Origin of the sequence: Olleya sp. R77988, assembly GCF_044594215.1 — a bacterium.
Taxonomy (GTDB): Bacteria; Bacteroidota; Bacteroidia; order Flavobacteriales; family Flavobacteriaceae; genus Olleya.
In genome coordinates, this window is the sequence record NZ_CP138988.1 from 172,501 (window position 1) to 190,272 (window position 17,772).

General features: G+C 29.2%; 17 protein-coding genes and 1 rRNA gene (1 of these 18 only partly in view). 13 read left to right on the forward strand and 5 right to left on the reverse strand.

All coding sequences use genetic code 11. The features are described 5' to 3' along the window. Both SJY17_RS00805 and SJY17_RS00810 read right to left on the reverse strand, forming a co-directional pair. Positions 1 to 54 (reverse strand): 16S ribosomal RNA (locus tag SJY17_RS00805) (it extends 1,462 nt beyond the left edge of the window). Positions 55 to 664: 610 nt separating this feature from the next. Next, positions 665 to 2,638, reverse strand: coding sequence for a putative porin (locus SJY17_RS00810; RefSeq protein ID WP_397363540.1), 1,974 nt, complete (start codon positions 2,636 to 2,638; stop codon positions 665 to 667). A 145-nt stretch (positions 2,639 to 2,783) separates the two neighbouring features. Here SJY17_RS00810 and SJY17_RS00815 point away from each other — a divergent pair, with 145 nt between their 5' ends. The 4 genes from SJY17_RS00815 to SJY17_RS00830 all read left to right on the forward strand — a co-directional run bounded on the left by SJY17_RS00815 (position 2,784) and on the right by SJY17_RS00830 (position 9,442). Next, on the forward strand, positions 2,784 to 3,383 hold the full coding sequence (locus SJY17_RS00815; RefSeq protein WP_397363541.1) for a ribonuclease HII: 600 nt from the start codon (positions 2,784 to 2,786) through the stop codon (positions 3,381 to 3,383). A gap of 32 nt (positions 3,384 to 3,415) precedes the next feature. Continuing rightward, on the forward strand, positions 3,416 to 5,842 hold the full coding sequence (locus tag SJY17_RS00820) for a ribonuclease HII (RefSeq protein ID WP_397363542.1): 2,427 nt from the start codon (positions 3,416 to 3,418) through the stop codon (positions 5,840 to 5,842). A 156-nt stretch (positions 5,843 to 5,998) separates the two neighbouring features. Then, entirely contained in the window at positions 5,999 to 6,598 is a 600-nt protein-coding gene (locus SJY17_RS00825) for a hypothetical protein (RefSeq protein WP_397363543.1), read from the forward strand. Positions 6,599 to 6,799: 201 nt separating this feature from the next. Then, on the forward strand, positions 6,800 to 9,442 hold the full coding sequence (locus SJY17_RS00830) for a CHAT domain-containing protein (RefSeq protein WP_397363544.1): 2,643 nt from the start codon (positions 6,800 to 6,802) through the stop codon (positions 9,440 to 9,442). Here the strand turns inward: SJY17_RS00830 and SJY17_RS00835 are convergent. Beyond that, positions 9,434 to 10,150 (reverse strand): tetratricopeptide repeat protein, encoded by a 717-nt coding sequence (locus SJY17_RS00835; protein WP_397363545.1) that lies wholly within the window; start codon positions 10,148 to 10,150, stop codon positions 9,434 to 9,436. The two genes, SJY17_RS00830 and SJY17_RS00835, sit on opposite strands and share 9 nt — an antisense overlap. 1 nt (position 10,151) lies before the next feature. Then, positions 10,152 to 10,721 carry an RNA polymerase sigma factor gene (locus SJY17_RS00840; RefSeq protein ID WP_397363546.1) on the reverse strand — a complete coding sequence of 190 codons (570 nt, stop codon included), beginning with the start codon at positions 10,719 to 10,721 and terminating at the stop codon, positions 10,152 to 10,154. 128 nt (positions 10,722 to 10,849) lie between these two features. On the opposite strand from SJY17_RS00840, the gene SJY17_RS00845 reads away from it, so the two are divergent. From SJY17_RS00845 to SJY17_RS00875, 7 genes are all read left to right on the forward strand, one after another. Next, positions 10,850 to 11,206 (forward strand): hypothetical protein, encoded by a 357-nt coding sequence (locus SJY17_RS00845; protein WP_397363547.1) that lies wholly within the window; start codon positions 10,850 to 10,852, stop codon positions 11,204 to 11,206. 25 nt (positions 11,207 to 11,231) lie between these two features. Further along, positions 11,232 to 12,062 carry a DUF4412 domain-containing protein gene (locus SJY17_RS00850; RefSeq protein WP_397363548.1) on the forward strand — a complete coding sequence of 277 codons (831 nt, stop codon included), beginning with the start codon at positions 11,232 to 11,234 and terminating at the stop codon, positions 12,060 to 12,062. Between the two features lie 22 nt (positions 12,063 to 12,084). Continuing rightward, entirely contained in the window at positions 12,085 to 12,681 is a 597-nt protein-coding gene (locus tag SJY17_RS00855; RefSeq protein WP_397363549.1) for an autotransporter domain-containing protein, read from the forward strand. Between the two features lie 186 nt (positions 12,682 to 12,867). Continuing rightward, the gene (locus SJY17_RS00860) at positions 12,868 to 13,212 is read left to right on the forward strand and encodes a hypothetical protein (protein ID WP_397363550.1); all 345 of its coding nucleotides are present in this window, start codon (positions 12,868 to 12,870) and stop codon (positions 13,210 to 13,212) included. 134 nt (positions 13,213 to 13,346) lie between these two features. Next, positions 13,347 to 13,904: a hypothetical protein gene (locus SJY17_RS00865; RefSeq protein WP_397363551.1), complete on the forward strand. Its 558-nt coding sequence runs from the start codon at positions 13,347 to 13,349 to the stop codon at positions 13,902 to 13,904. A 108-nt stretch (positions 13,905 to 14,012) separates the two neighbouring features. After that, entirely contained in the window at positions 14,013 to 15,062 is a 1,050-nt protein-coding gene (locus tag SJY17_RS00870; RefSeq protein WP_397363553.1) for a nucleoid-associated protein, read from the forward strand. A 159-nt stretch (positions 15,063 to 15,221) separates the two neighbouring features. Continuing rightward, the gene (locus tag SJY17_RS00875; protein WP_397363554.1) at positions 15,222 to 15,623 is read left to right on the forward strand and encodes an ACT domain-containing protein; all 402 of its coding nucleotides are present in this window, start codon (positions 15,222 to 15,224) and stop codon (positions 15,621 to 15,623) included. Between the two features lie 7 nt (positions 15,624 to 15,630). Here the strand turns inward: SJY17_RS00875 and SJY17_RS00880 are convergent, their stop codons facing one another. Next, complete coding sequence (locus SJY17_RS00880; RefSeq protein WP_397363555.1) at positions 15,631 to 15,981, reverse strand: winged helix-turn-helix transcriptional regulator; 351 nt, start codon at positions 15,979 to 15,981, stop codon at positions 15,631 to 15,633. A gap of 107 nt (positions 15,982 to 16,088) precedes the next feature. Between SJY17_RS00880 and SJY17_RS00885 the strand changes: the two genes are divergently transcribed. Both SJY17_RS00885 and SJY17_RS00890 read left to right on the forward strand, forming a co-directional pair. Next, positions 16,089 to 16,763 carry an NAD(P)H-dependent oxidoreductase gene (locus SJY17_RS00885; RefSeq protein WP_397363556.1) on the forward strand — a complete coding sequence of 225 codons (675 nt, stop codon included), beginning with the start codon at positions 16,089 to 16,091 and terminating at the stop codon, positions 16,761 to 16,763. A 100-nt stretch (positions 16,764 to 16,863) separates the two neighbouring features. Continuing rightward, positions 16,864 to 17,685 carry a VanW family protein gene (locus SJY17_RS00890; RefSeq protein ID WP_397363557.1) on the forward strand — a complete coding sequence of 274 codons (822 nt, stop codon included), beginning with the start codon at positions 16,864 to 16,866 and terminating at the stop codon, positions 17,683 to 17,685. Positions 17,686 to 17,772: the final 87 nt, after the last annotated feature.

Consider the following 17,772-nt stretch of genomic DNA (forward strand, 5'->3'; position numbering starts at 1 on the left):
GTGTTAAGCCTGCCGCTAGCGTTCATCCTGAGCCAGGATCAAACTCTTCATCGTTAAATTTTAAAGTCTTTCGACTAATATGCTTAACAATTAAAGAAATATTCTATACTCAAAATGGCTTATTCTCTTGTTTGAAAATTATCGTTTCCAATAATTTTCTTACGCTGTCAATTCAATATGTTTATGAACTTTTTTATTTGTTCTTAAGTCGTTTATTACTTAAGCGGGTGCAAATATAATTCGCTTTTTTTTATCTCACAACTCTTTTTAGAAAAAAAAATATTTTTTTTAAAATTTTGCTGCTTTCAATAAATCCCTGAACTTTTCCTCTAACTAAATAACGTGTTGTTACGTCGTTTTCGGGGTGCAAATATACAAGCCTTTTTGATTCCCACAACCCTTTTTTGAATCTTTTTTTACTTTATTTTCCCTACCTCGCTTTAACCCTTTATTTTCAATAGATTACAGCTTGATTTTTTTTGAAACTTTTTTTACCTTTCTTTACTTTTGATAAAGCCTTAGGTAATAATACTTCTTTATACATATATAATGTACTCTGGAGAAAACCGCGTTAGGGATTGTAATGACATCCTTTTTTTTGCTCCAACAAATGGCAAAAAAAAGATATAATGAAAAGCCCGACCCCAAAAGGGAAACGCTATTATTATAAAAAGAAGTTCCAAACTAATCCAAAGCGAACTGCAAAATCCCGGAATGGTTGGTTTGGTGCTGAATAATAATTACGCCCAGTAAAGGCTGCATTAAAATGTTCTGCTTTGATATATATTCTTGTTTGTCTGATTTTTGCATTGACAAAGAAATCTAACCTTGGGAATCCACCCAATTCTTGTTGGTTTTGTGTATAGAATTCTGATAATAATGGATCGTATGCATCCATATTATAGGCTGTGAAATAATTAAATATTATTCCTGCTTGTAAAAACATTGCTTTTTTGAATAAATGGTTTGAATAATAAAGTGTATTCCTTGTTACTATTTGTGGTACATTTAGACTGTTTGAATCGTCATTTACTGTTTGGTACATTATAGTATTGTCTAAAGCGAAATTTTTGTACTTGATTTGTTTTTGAAGCTTTAGCTTTAAATAGGTTATTGAGTTGCTGTTTTGAAATGGTTTTACAGCATCATCTTGATCTTTTGAAAAATATACATAATCATTAATTGTGTTTAAGTCTATTGATAGGTTTGCGTATTTATTTGATTGTATATTAAAGAGTACTTGTTGTGTTTTTATATTATTGAATTGATTACGCCAATTATAACTTTTATAATCACTTTGGAATAATAGGGTATTAAAATTTGGCGTAACAGATCTATGATTAATGTTTGCCGAAACTTTTAAGTCTTTATTTAATTGATAGGATGCTGTTCCAGAAATAAAGTTTCCATCAAAATCTCCAGAAACATTTAGCCCTACCTCCCCATTTAAATTAAATCCTTTATAGTATTTGTTGTATTTTCCACCAACAGATAATATATCTCCTTTTAATCTATTAGGTATTGTTACTGTACTTAGTAATACAATCTTATCATAACCATAATTGTAATTATTATGTGTTGCATTAAATTGGACATCTCCTATTGTAGCGTTACTATAGTTTAATTGTAGCTGATTAGTAAATTGCTCAAGCTCTGTTCTGTCTTGTAAATTACTTGTTTTAAAAGCTTCTCCAAAGTAATCTGTATCTGCTGCTGTTTGGTCAAAGGTATAAATCTTATCTTCCAACATCATAATATGTGCTAGCTGCACTTTATTTGAGCTTACAGAATCTTTTGGACTTACTAAGTCGTAACTATGGTTTAAATAGAAACGCTTTCCTAAAAAAAGGTTTTCGGCATTTTCAAAATTAACTTCTAATACTCCTCTATCAATAAAGTCTTCATCTCCAGATTCGAAAAAAGTAATATTACTATCTTTTAAACCTCCATTCTCTTGGTTAAAAATATCTTGAGAAGTAAAATGCGTGTTTAAGACATAGCGCTTATTTTTTGTTTTATAACTAGCAGTCATCCTAAGATTACCTGTACTAGTTAACGAATTTTGATACAACCCTAAGGACCTCAACCCTTTATAACCAATAGACATATTTAATTGTTTTGACGTATTAGTTGTAAAAAAAGCATCTAATTGTTGACCTTGAGTAAATGCTGTTTTAAAATACAATTCTGTTAAAGGTGTTGGTACATGGTAATAATTAACATCCTCAGCATTTAAATAATTAAAATGCTTTGCATTTGCAGCAAAACCAGGCATTAAATTTGTGCTTCTAAAGTTATGAGTCAGACTATTATAGGATTGTCCAACATTTGCAAAAGGCATTAATCCAAAATTATCTTTTCTTAGATAATTATATTTATACTCCTTATTTATTGTTAATGTAGTATCTACAAATATTGTGTCTCTTAAAGGTGAAATGATTAAATAGTCTGATATTTTGACGTCCTTATTTTTTACTCCTTTAGTCTTTGAAGAACCTATTTTTGTGCTATCCTTAGAAAATGCAGAATTTAACTCATTACCAGATGAAGGTTTTAATGTTTTTTTAAGTGCTGGTCTTTGCGCATAAGCAATACTAACAAAAGCAAAGAAAAAGAAAGTGAAAATTATTTTTTTCATTAAATGGTGACTATTTTAGACCTTTAAATTAAAGCCGAATCATTTATTTTTGCCAAAAATAACAAATATCTTTATGGTATTGAGTTTTCTGTTAAGAAAGGCACAAAATTGAAATAGTATAACGTTAAACCTTCTTTTTTATTTAATGCTAAAATTAAAACATTCCGAGTTTGAATTAGAATGTGGAACAGATGAAGCTGGTCGTGGATGTCTAGCTGGTCCTGTTACTGCAGCTGCTGTTATTTTAAAACCTAGTTTTAAAAATAAAATTTTAAACGACTCCAAGCAAATTAGCGAGAAAAAACGTGATTTTTTAAGACCAATTATTGAAGCTGAAGCACTCTGCTATGGTTTTTATCATATCCATGAAGAAGAGATTGACAAAATAAACATCTTAAACGCCTCTATTCTGGCAATGCATAAGTCTATTGATGCCATGCATAAAACACCAGAGTTTATTATAATTGATGGTAATAAGTTTAAACCTTACAAAGATATTCCGTTTGAGACTATAATAAAAGGAGATGGAAAATATTTAAGTATTGCTGCTGCTTCCGTTTTAGCAAAAACCTACAGAGATGAGTATATGAGTAAAATCCATGAAGAATTCCCGATGTATAATTGGAAACAAAATAAAGGGTATCCAACTAAAGAGCATAGAGCAGCAATAAAAAAATACGGAATTACTAAATATCACAGAAAAACCTTTAGACTATTACCAGAACAATTGAAATTAGAACTGTAACTTATTATATTTGCATAAACCCTCAGCTTTTTATGAAACACTTTTGGTATAATTTCCTTTTTGTTTTATTGATTTTTTCATGTCAATCTTCATCTAAAAAAACTACAATTGAAGACTTCATTTATAATGAGTCAGATTTTATCTTAAGTATTAACAATCTTGAAAATTTTAAAAGCAATACCTCTAACAATCATTTTATTGCCCAATTAACAAAAACAGATTCCTATAAAAACGTTACTGAAAAGCTTAGTTTTTTAAGCCAAATAAAAAGTAATCAACACCTTTACATTAATTTATTTAAAGATAGTAAGGATAGTTTACAATATAGTTTTGCAACCAAAATAAACGATTCTATTTTTACTTTAGATAGCATAAAAACAAAACAAGAAACTCTAAAACTGAAAGGGTTTAACGCTAAAAAAATTACTAATAACAATCAAACTATTTTTGTGACAAAAACTGGCTCAATTATATTTGGCTCAAGCAGTAAAGCCCATTTAGAAGACTTATTTAATAGCAAACCTATAAATATTTCGACTAAAAAAATAATTGCAACACAAGATAGAGAGGCTTCTTTTTCTGTTTTTGCTAACAAACAAAATAATTTTAAGCAGTTATTTAAAAACGAAGCTATTGCTTCTAAAAAATTTACAGAATTTTTGACTTTTGATACAGAAGTTACTCAAAATCAATTAACCTTAAATGGTATTACTAAAGCTACAGACAGTGCAAAAAGTTTGATAAATGTGTTTAAAAACACATTACCACAAGACAATCAATTAGCACAGATAGCACCTTCTAATAGTGATGGTTTTTTAAGTATTACTTTTAATGATTTTAAAGTTTTTAGGGACAACTTAAAGCTTTATAACCCTATCGATAGTATATCAAAAAACTCAGATTTATTTGATAATATTATTGAATTTGGAGAAATTTACACCAACACCACTAGTGCTATTGTCTTAAATTCTATTGATGTTATTAGCTCGCAAGAAGCGTTACTTAATCAACAAGAAAGTATCGAGACTTTTAGAGATATTAAAATATATAATTTTGAAAACCCTAAATTGTTTTTTGATTTTTTAAAACCGTTTATACAACTTGATAACGCTACAAAATACTGTGTAATTAATCAGTTTTTAGTATTTGCAGACAACACTGAAACTTTAGAGAACATTATTGTAAACTATCAAAATCAAACAACTTTTAGTCATAGAGATTACTATAAGGACATCCAGAAAAACCTAAGTAATCAAGCTTCAATATTACAAGTTTTAAATCCTGATAGTCTTCAAAAATTAGTTGAAGACCATTTAACGTCTACCTATAGTTTAGACTTTAAAGATTACAAAACATCTGCTTTACAATTTGTTTACGATTCTAATTTTGCTCATTTTAATGCTGTTATACAACAAAACACAAAAGCTGCATCAGATAATACTATTAGCGAATTATTTAACATCAAACTAGACAATGATGTCCTTAACAACCCTCAATTTGTAAAAAACCATCGTACCAGACAACAAGATATTGTTGTTCAAGACATCAGCAATAAATTGTATTTAATTTCTAATAATGGAAGAATACTTTGGAAAAAGCAACTTAATGGTCCTGTTTTAGGCAAAATTGAGCAGATTGACATGTACAAAAATGGACGTTTACAATTAGCGTTTGCCACACCAAAACGCGTATATGTTTTAGACAGAAACGGAAATGATGTTAAACCTTTTCCAATGAAGTTTAATGATGAGATTACACAACCACTTTCGGTTTTTGATTATGATAAAAAGAAAAACTACCGCTTATTTGTAACACAAGGAAAAAACGTATTACTATATGATGGCAAAGGAAAAACAGTCAAAGGGTTCAATTTTAAAAGCGCTAAAGAGAAACTAAACACGCAACCAAAACATATTAGGATTGGCAGAAAAGATTATTTAGTTTTTAAAACAGACAATCAATTATACATATTAGACAGACGTGGTAAAACTAGAGTTAAACCAAAAACTAGTTTAAGCTACTCAAAACAACCTGTTTTTAACTATAATTCAGATTTTATAACGACTACAGCAGATGGTAATTTGGCAACAATAACAGCAAATGGAAGAGTCATTGTTGCAAACACCAACCTTTCTAATAATAACACATTAGCATCAACCACTAAAACTTTAATATTACAAAGCGATAACATATTAAATATTAAAGACCAAACTTTAGAGCTTGATTTTGGTAACTACACTCCTGCTCAATTATTTTATATCAATAATAAAATATACATTACTACTACAGATTTACAAACTCAAAAAATATTGCTTTACGATAGTAATGGGCAACTCTTAAAAAACTTTCCAGTTTATGGGACATCATCAATAGACTTAAGTAATATTGATAAAGATTCTGATTTAGAATTTGTTACTAAAGGCGAGAACAATTCTGTTTTAGTTTACAAAATAAATTAACTTAAAAGTTAACCTTCATAATTTTTTGACATTAATAATTAAATACAGTCAAACTAACCAACTGTACATTATTATTAACTAGTTATACAAGTTTTGTGTATTACCTTAAATACAATTAGTAAATTACATTACTAAATAGCTATAAACCAGAAAATTATGAAAATAAAACCAACTTTAATTATTGCAATTTGCTTGCTTATTACAGCATGTTCCTGTGATAGTGATGATGAAAACATTAAATCTGTTGTATTAACAGAAACCAATTACTTTTACGAAAGCGACGCATATTTATATGCTTTAAATGTAGAAAAACAAGGATTAATTGATTACAATAACAATCCAAACAATCCTGATTATGACCAAGGAGTAGCTGAGAATAACCAAATACGCATTGGAGAAATTAATGGAATTATAGAAAGCATTACTACTGGAATAATAATAAATTTTCCTCCACTACCTCCACCTCCTCCAATATGTTTTTGTTGGGATATTTGGAGTGAATTTAAATACTTAGTTATTGATGACGATATTCTTGCTTTTGAAGCAACCGTTACTATTGATAATCAAGAAATAATTTATCAAACAAATAGTATTGGACAACGATTTAATATTAATGGATATGATGTAGACGCCAAAGCATTCTCTTTTCAAATAGAACAAGATGGTTACAATGGTCCTGCACTATTAAATATTACTAAAGTCTTAAATGAAGAAGATGACCCAATTAGTTATTCAATTCCAATCTTTATTGAATAAATCTATTTTTAAAAAATAAAATTTTAAATTTAAGCCTAGGCATCAAATGTCTGGGCTTAAATTTTTGTAGTTATGACCAATTTAATTAACAAAAAAACGACTGTATATTGCTTCCTGATTTGCTTACTTTTCTTTAAGACTACATTTAGTCAAAATCAAAATAAAGATTATGAATCTTATGTAAATAGCCTATACAAGTTCATGTATACTAATCAAGATTCTACACAGTTTTACAAACAAAAAATTTTAAAACTTGCTAACGATCAAAGCAACCATGAAAAACAACTATTTACTTATTTAGTAAGTAATAAATCTGCTTTAATTTTTAACAACTTAAAAGAACTAAAAAACAATCTAAAACACTTAGATAGTTTAATGTTATTAGCCGAAAAGGAAGCAGAAATTTTTAAAGACTTTGACGAATACAAAAACTCTTTCTTACATGACAAAGCTGCTTATTATTTAAAACAAAACAATTATAATAAAGCAAAAGAAAACTTAAATTTAATATTTATTAATTCTAATAAAATTCCAGATTCACTACTAACAACTAGTCATAGAGATTTAATAGATGTTTCATATAAATTTATGGCTAAAATACACAGCAACAATGGTGAGTATGAACAAGCTTTACAATACTTAGATAAGAGTATTAGATATATTAATTCAAAAAATGCGGATTCTAACAACTATTTACTAAACGCAGTTTATAGACAAAAAAGTGATATTTATAAAAAATTAAAGGACTATAAAAAAGCTAATTTTTACTCAATAAAATCATTAAACTATACACTTAAAAACAACGCAAACAACTTAAACCAACTAATAAACGAAGTCAATAACACTACAGAAAACTACATAGCGCTTAAGCAATATGATAGTGCTGCATACTATCTTGATCAAATTAAACCCTATGCAGACACCAATATACCTTATGGATTTTTATACTATAAATCTAAAGCAAAACTTAATGAAGCTATTGGTAATACAAGTGATGTAGAAGAAAATTACAAAAAAACACTTAAACTATTAAACAAAAAATGGAATGGACGCAAGCAAGTAGAGATAGCCAACACTTTACAATCTTATTCTAATTACGCTATTAACAACGGACAATCTCAAAAGGCTTTAAAACAAAATATTGCAGCAACACAACAGGTACAAGGTGAAGATGTGATTAATTCTTCCATCAATCAAATTACTTTATTTAAACTATTACAACAAAAAGCATTTATAGAATTACGCTTAAACACATTAGATTCTGTTATAAAAACAACTAAACAAGCTACAAGGTTATTAGACACTTTAAAGCCTACGTTTAAAAATAAAACAGACAAACTGTTATTAATAGAAAACGCCTATACATTATTTGAAAACGGGTTAAATGCTACATACAGCAACTATAAATCAAACAAAGAAGACGCAGTAAATAATGCTTTTTTCTTTTTAGAAAAAAGTAAAAGCACGTTACTTTTAGAAGCCTTATTAAGCGTAAAAGCTGAAAACTTTAGTAACATTCCGGAAGCTATCCTAGCTAAAGAACAAATTTACAAAAACACAATAACAACAATAGAAAAGCAATTAAACAGAAAACAAAATGATGTTTTAAAGGACAAGTTGTTTACTACAAAAACAAATTATAGACAATTTTTAGATACACTTGAAACCAATTATAAAGAGTATTATAAATTAAAATACGACACTAAAACACAATCATTAAACGCTTTACAAAATCAGTTAACTAAAACCCAAGCTGTAGTATCCTATTTTTATGGTAACCAATCTATTTTTAGTTTAACTATTACCTCTACTTCTGTTCATTTTAATAAAATAACAATCACAAAAGGATTAGTGCAACAAATCCAAACGTTTCAAAAACAACTTAGTAATCCAAAATCTAACTTAAACCAATTAAATGCTAATGCTAAACAGCTATACTCTATATTATTAAAACCTGGTTTAGAGAATATACAAGTAGACAAATTAACTATTTTACCAGATGGACTTCTTAATTATATTCCGTTTGAAACCTTAATAAAAGATAGCAATTATTTAGTTGAAGATTATGCTATATCCTACATAAACTCGGCAACTTTATTAAAAGAATTAAATGATAAACAAGACAACAAAAACAATCTATTAGCTTTTGCTCCAGAGTTTAAAGGAGATATTGTAAGCTCTGATCTTAGATTAAGTTTACAACCTTTACCACATAATACTACAGAAGTAGAAAACATTAAAAACTATTATTCTGGAAGTGTTTTTACAAATAAAGAGGCCACATTAAAAAACTTTAAAACTAATGCAGCCAATTTTGGAATTATACATTTAGCAACACATGCTATTTTTAACGATAGTAATCCAGAATATTCATACTTAGCATTTGGAAATGAAGAACAAGATTTACTATACGTCTCAGACTTATACAATCTAGATTTAAAAACAAATCTAGTTACTTTATCTGCTTGCGAAAGTGGTATTGGAGACCTCAAACGTGGTGAAGGCTTACTAAGTTTAGCACGTGGTTTTTACTTTAGTGGTGCACAAAGTATCTCCAGCACATTATGGAAAATTAATGATGCTTCTTCCACAACATTAATGTCCAATTTTTATCAAAACCTATCTACAGGTCAAACTAAAAATCTAGCCTTACAACAAGCAAAACTTAACTTTATTAAACAAAACAAAGACAATGCCTTATCGCATCCTTACTACTGGTCTGCGTTTATTATTTCTGGTAATACAGATGCATTAACAACAACCAATTATTGGGCTTGGATTGGATTAAGTATTACAGGACTGGTTTTAATTGGGTTTTTTATGAAAAGAAAAAAACTAATTTAGACTATTAAGTAACGTATTTGCATCGTCTTTTTTATAGTTAAATTTAGACGTTAACGTTTTTAGATGCTTTATAGCTTCTGCTTTATTCTCTTGTTTTAAATTAATTAAAGCTAGATACCAATATGCTTCAGCCTTAAATTGACTTTCATTTAAAACCTCTGTATTAAACAACGCTTTAGCCTCATCTAAATCATCTAAACCTAAGTATGATTGCGCTTTGTAGAAGTTAAAATATGGTTGTTGCTTTGCTACATTAAACTTATCAATTGCTAATTTATAATCTTGTGTTTCATAAGCTACAAAAGCCTGACGCTCTAAAGTATTTGCATCATCACTACGTGTAATAGTATAAACAGTATTTGGATAGTTTTTATAATTACTATCATATAAATTATCATAGTTTAACCCAAAAAGCGATTCATAACCAAACCATCCAGCACCTAAAAATAAAACTATCGATGCAGCCATCCTCCAATTAAACCAAGGTTTAGAAGCTTTATTTTTGCTAGAAATAGTCGTTTCAAAACTTTTCAATTTTGTTTTAAGATCATCAGATTTTTCAGCTCTTATGACTTGTTTAAGGTTGCTTTCAAATTCAAACTGAGCTTTAAATTCGGCATCATTTTCTAACAATTCATTAAATAACTCCTCCTGACTTGGTGTCAAGCTATTAGAAAAATACAGGTATAATAATTGGTCTTTGTTCATGCTATAAGGGATTGCTATTAATACGTTCTTTTAAGGTTTTCATGCATCTAGACTTGGCACTTTTAATAACATTTTCGTTATTATAATGACCATGTTCTAAAATGTCTTTTATAGTAAATCCTCTATAATAAAATAAGGTTAACAACTCTTGACACTGTTTTCCTAAACCAGAAAAATGTTGTCTAAGCAACTTTTGTTCGTGTGTAAGACCTGGTGCTTCGACCTCTAGGTTTTCGATTAAATTATCATTGTCTTTTACTAAAGACAAGTCAAAATTTGCACTAACTTTTTTGTTGTTTTTCTTCATCTTATCAAAGATTAAGTACTTACCAATACTAAACAAATAAGTAGAAACACTGCTTGTAAACTCTTTAATCTTTCCGCTCATTACATTATTATAAAACACAATGTAAGCGTCTTGATAAATATCAATAACATCCTCTTGATCTAAATTGTAACGTTTAGCAAAATTTAAAAACTTTTCTCTGTTGTCTTCATATACTTTTTGAAGTACTTTGTCTGAGCCTTGCTTTAAACTTTGAAGCGATATTTCTTCTTGGTTGTTTGACATTTAATAGCTATTAATTAAAAAGGTTAACACACGTAGCTAAATTAACTTTTTTTAATGAAAAGAAAACCAATCTGTTAACCTTTTTAAAATGAAACCATTAAATGAAGAATCATTAATCCATTTTTAAGATGAAAACAATTAAAACACTAACCCTAATCTGGATCATTTGCTTTGCCACTTTATGTCAAGCACAAACTAAGCAAACAACAACAGACAGTACAAATGTAAAACCTGATAACTTTTTAGACATGGGAGCAGAAGTAATAACTCAAGTATTTGGAACAGAATTAGACGGAAATGCAACTGGCAAAACCCTAAGCTATTTAGAATTATTAAACCAATCTGATTTACCTGAAGATCAAAAAACAGAAATTAAAAATCTGTATTACCTACAAGCACAAGAGCTTACAGAAAAACAAAAAGACTCTTTAGGAAAAGCAATCGAAAAACAAATCCTAGAAGCTAAACAAACTGACGACGATTAATTAACCAAAATTTAAAATAAAAATCATGAGACATTTAAAAACAATACTTTGCATTATAACCATCTGTTTTGCTACGCAAGCAGATGCACAAATCTGGAAAAAACTAGGTAAAAAAGTTGAAAAAGCAGCAGAAAAAACCTTAGAGAAAAAAGTAGAACAAAAAACAGAACGTGAAACCGAAAAGGCATTCGATTCTACTTTTAACAACTCTAAAAAAAATAAGAAAACAAAAAAAAGACCTTTAGGCATATCTACTGCAAAGGTAGATCCTGCTAGTAGTTATAGTTTTTCTCATAAATATGTAATGCAAATTACTAGCGATAAAAAAAGCGTAAACCTAAACTACTACTTAACTAATTCTGGAAATTATATTGGTACAAGCATTGAGGACAAAAAAGGAAATGCAGACCATATAAGCGTCATAGATATAGATCGTAAAGCCATGTTTATGTTTATGGAAAATAAAGGAGACAAAAGTCGAATGTCTTTAAGTCTAGATTTTGAAGAAACCACAGAAAAAGCAATCAATGACACAGATGTTAGTATAAACCCAACAGGAAACACAAAAACCATTTTGGGTTATACATGTCAAGAATATAAAGTAACTGCACAAGACATGAAAGGGTCTGTTTGGGTTACACAAAGTGCAGGCATAAGCTTTGTAAAATCCTTTTATAATATAAAAGAAAAAAAAGGCGCAAGCCAATCTTGGATGAAAATGCTTAACGGTTTAACTATGGAAATGGATATGATTGACACCTCAAAACGTAAGCCTAAAACTATCAAAATGACTTGTATTGCATTGGATAAAAATAATTTAACCATCAAGTCTAACGATTATAAAAAACTAATGTAACCAACTATAAAAATCAATAATTATGACACACTTAAAATCAATTTTAACTTTTGTATTTACAATTATTACATGCTCAACCTTTGCACAAGAAAGTTTTACAGCAAAAACCCAAGGTAATTTTTTAGCCAATGGTAGTCTTGGAATTATTTCGACTTCAGAAACTGCAAAATTTGATGGTAATTCCAGTAAAGTAGGTAGCACTTTTCAGATTACTGCAACACCAAAAGCTGGTTATTTTATAACAGATAATATTGTCGCTGGATTAGAATTAGAAGTAAGAACAAGCACTAGTAAAATAGAAGGAATAGACGAAGACACTGTAACTAACCTAATAGGTGTTGGTCCATTTGCTAGATACTTTTTTGACAATGGATTATTTGCAGAAGCAACTGTATCCTTAGGTTCTAGCAAAACCTCAAGTCTATTTGGCGATATAGAAAGTAGCATTTTTGCTATACGTGGTACTGCTGGATATGCTTTCTTTTTAGGAGATCACATTTCTATTGAGCCTGCAATTAATTATACCAACCAAAGCCAAAAACCAAAAGGCAGTTCTGGAGATAGTAAAACGGTTTTAAATACCATTTACTTTAGTCTTGGAATTACAGCTTACTTTTAATAAACTAATGAATCCCTAACCAATAATATATTTTAATTATCCCAACTAATTAATTAGTAGTTTTTCATTTTCAGGTTAGTTTGAAAAGGTCGGAAACAAAAGTTTTCGGCTTTTTTATGTTTTAATGTTAACCTTCTGTTTTTCAATATATTAATAAGTGTTATTAATCATAAAAAGCACAATATTATGGCAACAAAACAATTTACCGTAAACTATTACAAAGTGTCTGCTGGATTTAAAGGCTCTGCAACTTGGGGAAACGTAAACATTAAAATTCAAGGTTACGTCACCTGTTATGGAAGCGATCATAGATTTATTATTTATTTTTTACATGAGGATAGTCCTGTTCCTGCTCCAACTTACATTCCTGCAAATAAAGTTGGTGCAATCTTTTTACCATTTAAAGACATGCCAATGTATTTAGATATTGTAAGAAACGAAAAACCAATTTATGCGTATTTAAATTCTACTAAACCAGAATGGAATAGCATAAAAACATCCAAAGAGCCAGTTGGTGAGGAAGAAAATTAGAATTAGTTAATCATTTTTAAAAAATCGAAAAAGAAATCTTTTTCGATTTTTTTTTTGACTAGATGTTAACCTTTAAAGATTTGATTCTATTAATAAGAAAAGTAAAAACTATTAATCATTTAAAAACAAAAACAATGAAACATTTAATTTTAAAAACAAAGTATGTAGTATTAGCCTTATTAGTATCATTTTGCTTTTCATGCTCAACAGAAGATGGTGCAGATGGACCAGCTGAACCTGCAGGAGCTAATGGAATAGATGGAGCAGATGGAAATGCCAATGTGCAAAACATTACATTTGATGCTTCAGCTTTTGCTGGTACTTTTGATTCTGTAACAATTACACAATTAACACAAGATGTGTTAGAGAATGATGCTATTTTAACCTATCTAAACACAGGATCAAATTGGTTTCCTGTACCATGTCCAGCTGACTCAATAGGATTTGATCATGCAGTAGATGTAACTTATTCTGTTGGAGCTATAGATTTTGATTATATAGACTCAAGCGGAAGCTCAGCAAGTATCACTGCTGGTGACTTAGTTTCTGGTAGAGTTATAATTATAGAGTCTACTAGCACAACTGCGTCAAGAGTTAATACTACTCAAAAAGTATTTATGGAGTTAAACGCAGCAGGTATTGACATTAACGATTATGAAGCAGTTTGTAATTATTATGGAATTGCTTACTAATTAATTGCAAAACATTTTAAAAACCGAAGCAAAGTCTTCGGTTTTTTTGTGCTTTTTTTCTACTATAATTAGTAACATTGTAATCCACAAAAAAAGAACTATTTAAAGATGATTAATCGTAACAAAGCCTCCATTTTAAAGTGTATTATCCACAAGGTTGGTAACAAACATAACGATACAAAAAACGCGTTTTCTGAAAAAGAAATTCATTTTGACGAAGCTAGTTATGATCTGATGCTTCCCTTTTTATTAAAACCTTTTACAAGCTTAGTACAAAGTCACAGATTTAATCATCATGCTAATATCGAGCTTAACGAGATTAATGCCTACACCAACAACATTTTTAAAGATGACGAGGCTCTTGTAAAGACCTCTATAAATATTGTCAAACATTTATATGAGCAATCAGACTCTGCACAAATAAAAACTGGAGATGTAATTGTTGCCTATTTTGATGGTATTGAGTATAACGAAATGGTGATTGATGGAATTGGTATTTTTAAAATTGAAAACAAAACCAATTTTTTCCAAACCTTTTTAGAAAACAATAGTTATGATGTATTGGTACAAAAAGGGATAAATGCCAAAAAAGTAGATAAAGGCTGTTTAATTTTAAATACAGGAGATACAGAAGGAAAAGTAGTATTAACGGTTGATAACAACAATTATGATGCTGCTTATTGGACAGATAAGTTTTTAAATATTAAATATGCAGACGATCATAATAGTCATACCCAAAACTATTTAGAATTATGTAAAGAGTTTTCTACAGAAATTATAAAAACCACTTATGGTGCACAAGAACGTGCAGATTTTTTAGCCAAAACCATCGATTTTTTTAAAGAAAATGAAATAGTAAATATCGAACGTTTTAAAGAAGACATCTTTGAAGAAGACAAACACATAGATCTTTTTGAATCTTATAAAAAAGAGTTTGAAGCCGAACAGAATATTGTTATTAGAAACCAATTTGAAGTCTCTGATAAAGTGCTAAATAAAGAAAAAAAGAAAATTAAAACAGACATTAAATTAGACACTAATATCCAAATAAAACTAGATATTGATGCACCAGAAGCAGCAAGCGAGCATCTGGAACGTGGTTACGACGAAGACAAAAAAATGCACTACTACAAAGTGTTTTTTAATGTGGAAGGGTAGATGGATTGACGATTTTTGAATAACAATTACAGCTTGACCTTATTAAAAAAAATAGACTACAAAATAAAGCTTAAAAAGATATTATAGTATTTTTAAAATTTACAATTTACTAACCCTTTATTTAAAGTTAATTAAATATACACTTTCAAACCATAAAAAATGTTAGGAGAAACAAATCTTTCGCAATTAATAAAGGGTATGACACCTAAACTAAACCAAGGAGAATATGTGTTTTGCACTATCAAAGACTTAAATACTATTGATAGAAACAGTACACTTTGCGAGTTTAAAGAAGCAGAAAATACGACAATCGTCATAGAAAAGTCTAAAGCAGATGCATTACAATTAAAGTACGATTATATTGCTTCATGGATAACACTAACTATCCACTCCTCTTTAGAAGCAGTGGGTTTAACAGCAATGTTTTCTTCAGAATTAGCAAAACATAATATAAGTTGCAATGTTATTGCAGCCTACTACCATGACCACATATTTGTAGATAAAAAAGATGCTACTAAAGCAATTAGGGTTTTAACTAATTTATCTAAACGTAGTAATTAATTTAAAACTATTTCTTAGCACTTTGCTTAACAGCCAAATTTCCCCATGCTCCAATTTGGTTTAATAATGGGACTAATGTTTTTCCAAAAGTAGTTAAAGAGTACTCTACTTTCATTGGTGGTTTTTTTGTGTATACTTTTCTGTTTACAACACCATCCTCTTCTAGTTTTTTAAGCTGCAAACTTAAGGTGCGTTCAGTAACATGTGGTATTTTTTTTCTTAATTGTGTATAACGTAATTCGCCTTCAATTAAATGAAATAAAATAACTGTTTTCCATTTTCCACCAATAATACCCATTGTAACACTAGTACAACAAGGATATTCTGTTCCATTAAAATTATAAGTCTCTTTTTCCATAAAATACGCACTATAAATACACTATCCTTTTGGATAGTTATTGCAAAGTTAATATACTATACTTAGTTTTGCAACTATAAATTTTATAGTATAAAACATAGAGATACATGGAAACACCAAACAATGCAAAAACAGATATAATAAACGCCTTTAATTTTAGACATGCTTGTAAAGAGTTTGATGCTACTAAAACACTGTCTGACGACAATATAAATTTTATCTTAAAAACAGCACAATTATCACCAAGCTCGTTCGGTTTCGAACCTTGGCACTTTGTTGTTGTACAAGATAAAGCGTTACGCGAGTTATTAAAACCAGTAGCTTGGGGAGCACCTTTAAAATTAGACACTGCAAGTCATTTTGTTTTAGGATTAAGCATGAAAGCACCAATGGTAAAACATGATGCAGATTACATTATGCATATGATGAAAGACGTTAAACAATTTCCAGAAGACGTTATTGAAATGTACAGCACCTTTTACCGAGAGTTTCAAGAGCGTGATTTTGATTTAGACACAGACAAAAAATTATTTGATTGGTCATCAAAACAAACTTACATTGCTTTAGCTAACATGATGACTTCTGCAGCTTTAATTGGCATTGACAGCTGTCCAATAGAAGGTTTTCATCAAGAAAAAGCAGAAGCTTTATTACAAGACAAATTTAATATAGACACTAATAAATATGGCTTATCATTTATGGTTGCTTTTGGACACAGAAAAGCAGATCCAGAACATCCAAAATCTAGACGAGATTTAAATGACATCATTACTTGGAAGTAATACCTAATTAAAAAGCGATTTGAAATTCAAATCGCTTTTTTTATGTTTGATAGTGTCCTTTTTTTAGGCTAACTTTAAGCTATAATAAATCATACTTTTTTTGAACGAAATAAAAAAAACAATATCCAGAAGTCCTTTAAGGCAAATCCTTGGAAAAGAATATTTTATCCTAAAACGAAAATTAAACTGGCTGTTTTCAGGTAATAACTACGCTAAAGATATAAACACAGAAGATTTTAAACATTCTGTTTTTAAACATCGCTCATTAATTTTAAGACCACTTCAAAATTTGGATATGACACTTCAAGAAAATAAAAGAGTAAATCTTGATATTGCCATTAAACATTTAAACCAGATAGAAATTAAACCCAATCAATATTTTTCGCTTTGGAAATTAGTAGGACGACCAACAAAAAATAAAGGATATTTAGACGGTTTGGTATTAAAAAGTGGAACAATAGATAAAGGTACAGGAGGTGGACTTTGCCAATTGGGTAATCTTTTATTTTGGATTTTTGCACATAGTCCATTATCTGTTAAAGAACGCTATAGACATGGATACGATGTGTTTCCAGACGTTAAAAGAAAAGTCCCTTTTGGTGCTGGAGCAACACTATCCTACAATTATATTGACTTGCAAATACAAAACCAAACCAACAATAGCTTTGTTATTAAATTATGGTTAGATAAGACACATTTAAATGGCGAGTTAGTCTCTAAAAACAAAATTAAAGAAACCTTTAAAATAGAAGAACGCAACCACCAAATCAAGCAACAATTTTGGGGTGGATACTCTAGACACAATCAAATTTTTAAAATAACAACATCAGAGACTAGTCAAACCGAAAAAATGATTGTCGAAAATCATGCTATTATGATGTACGATCCTTTTTTAAGTGAGACTAGTACTGCTAAAAACTAAGCTTGACTTTTTCATTTTTTTAGACTAACTTCGAATCTAATAGAACTGCTGATAAAGAACATTAAAACGATTCCTTATCATCTTAAC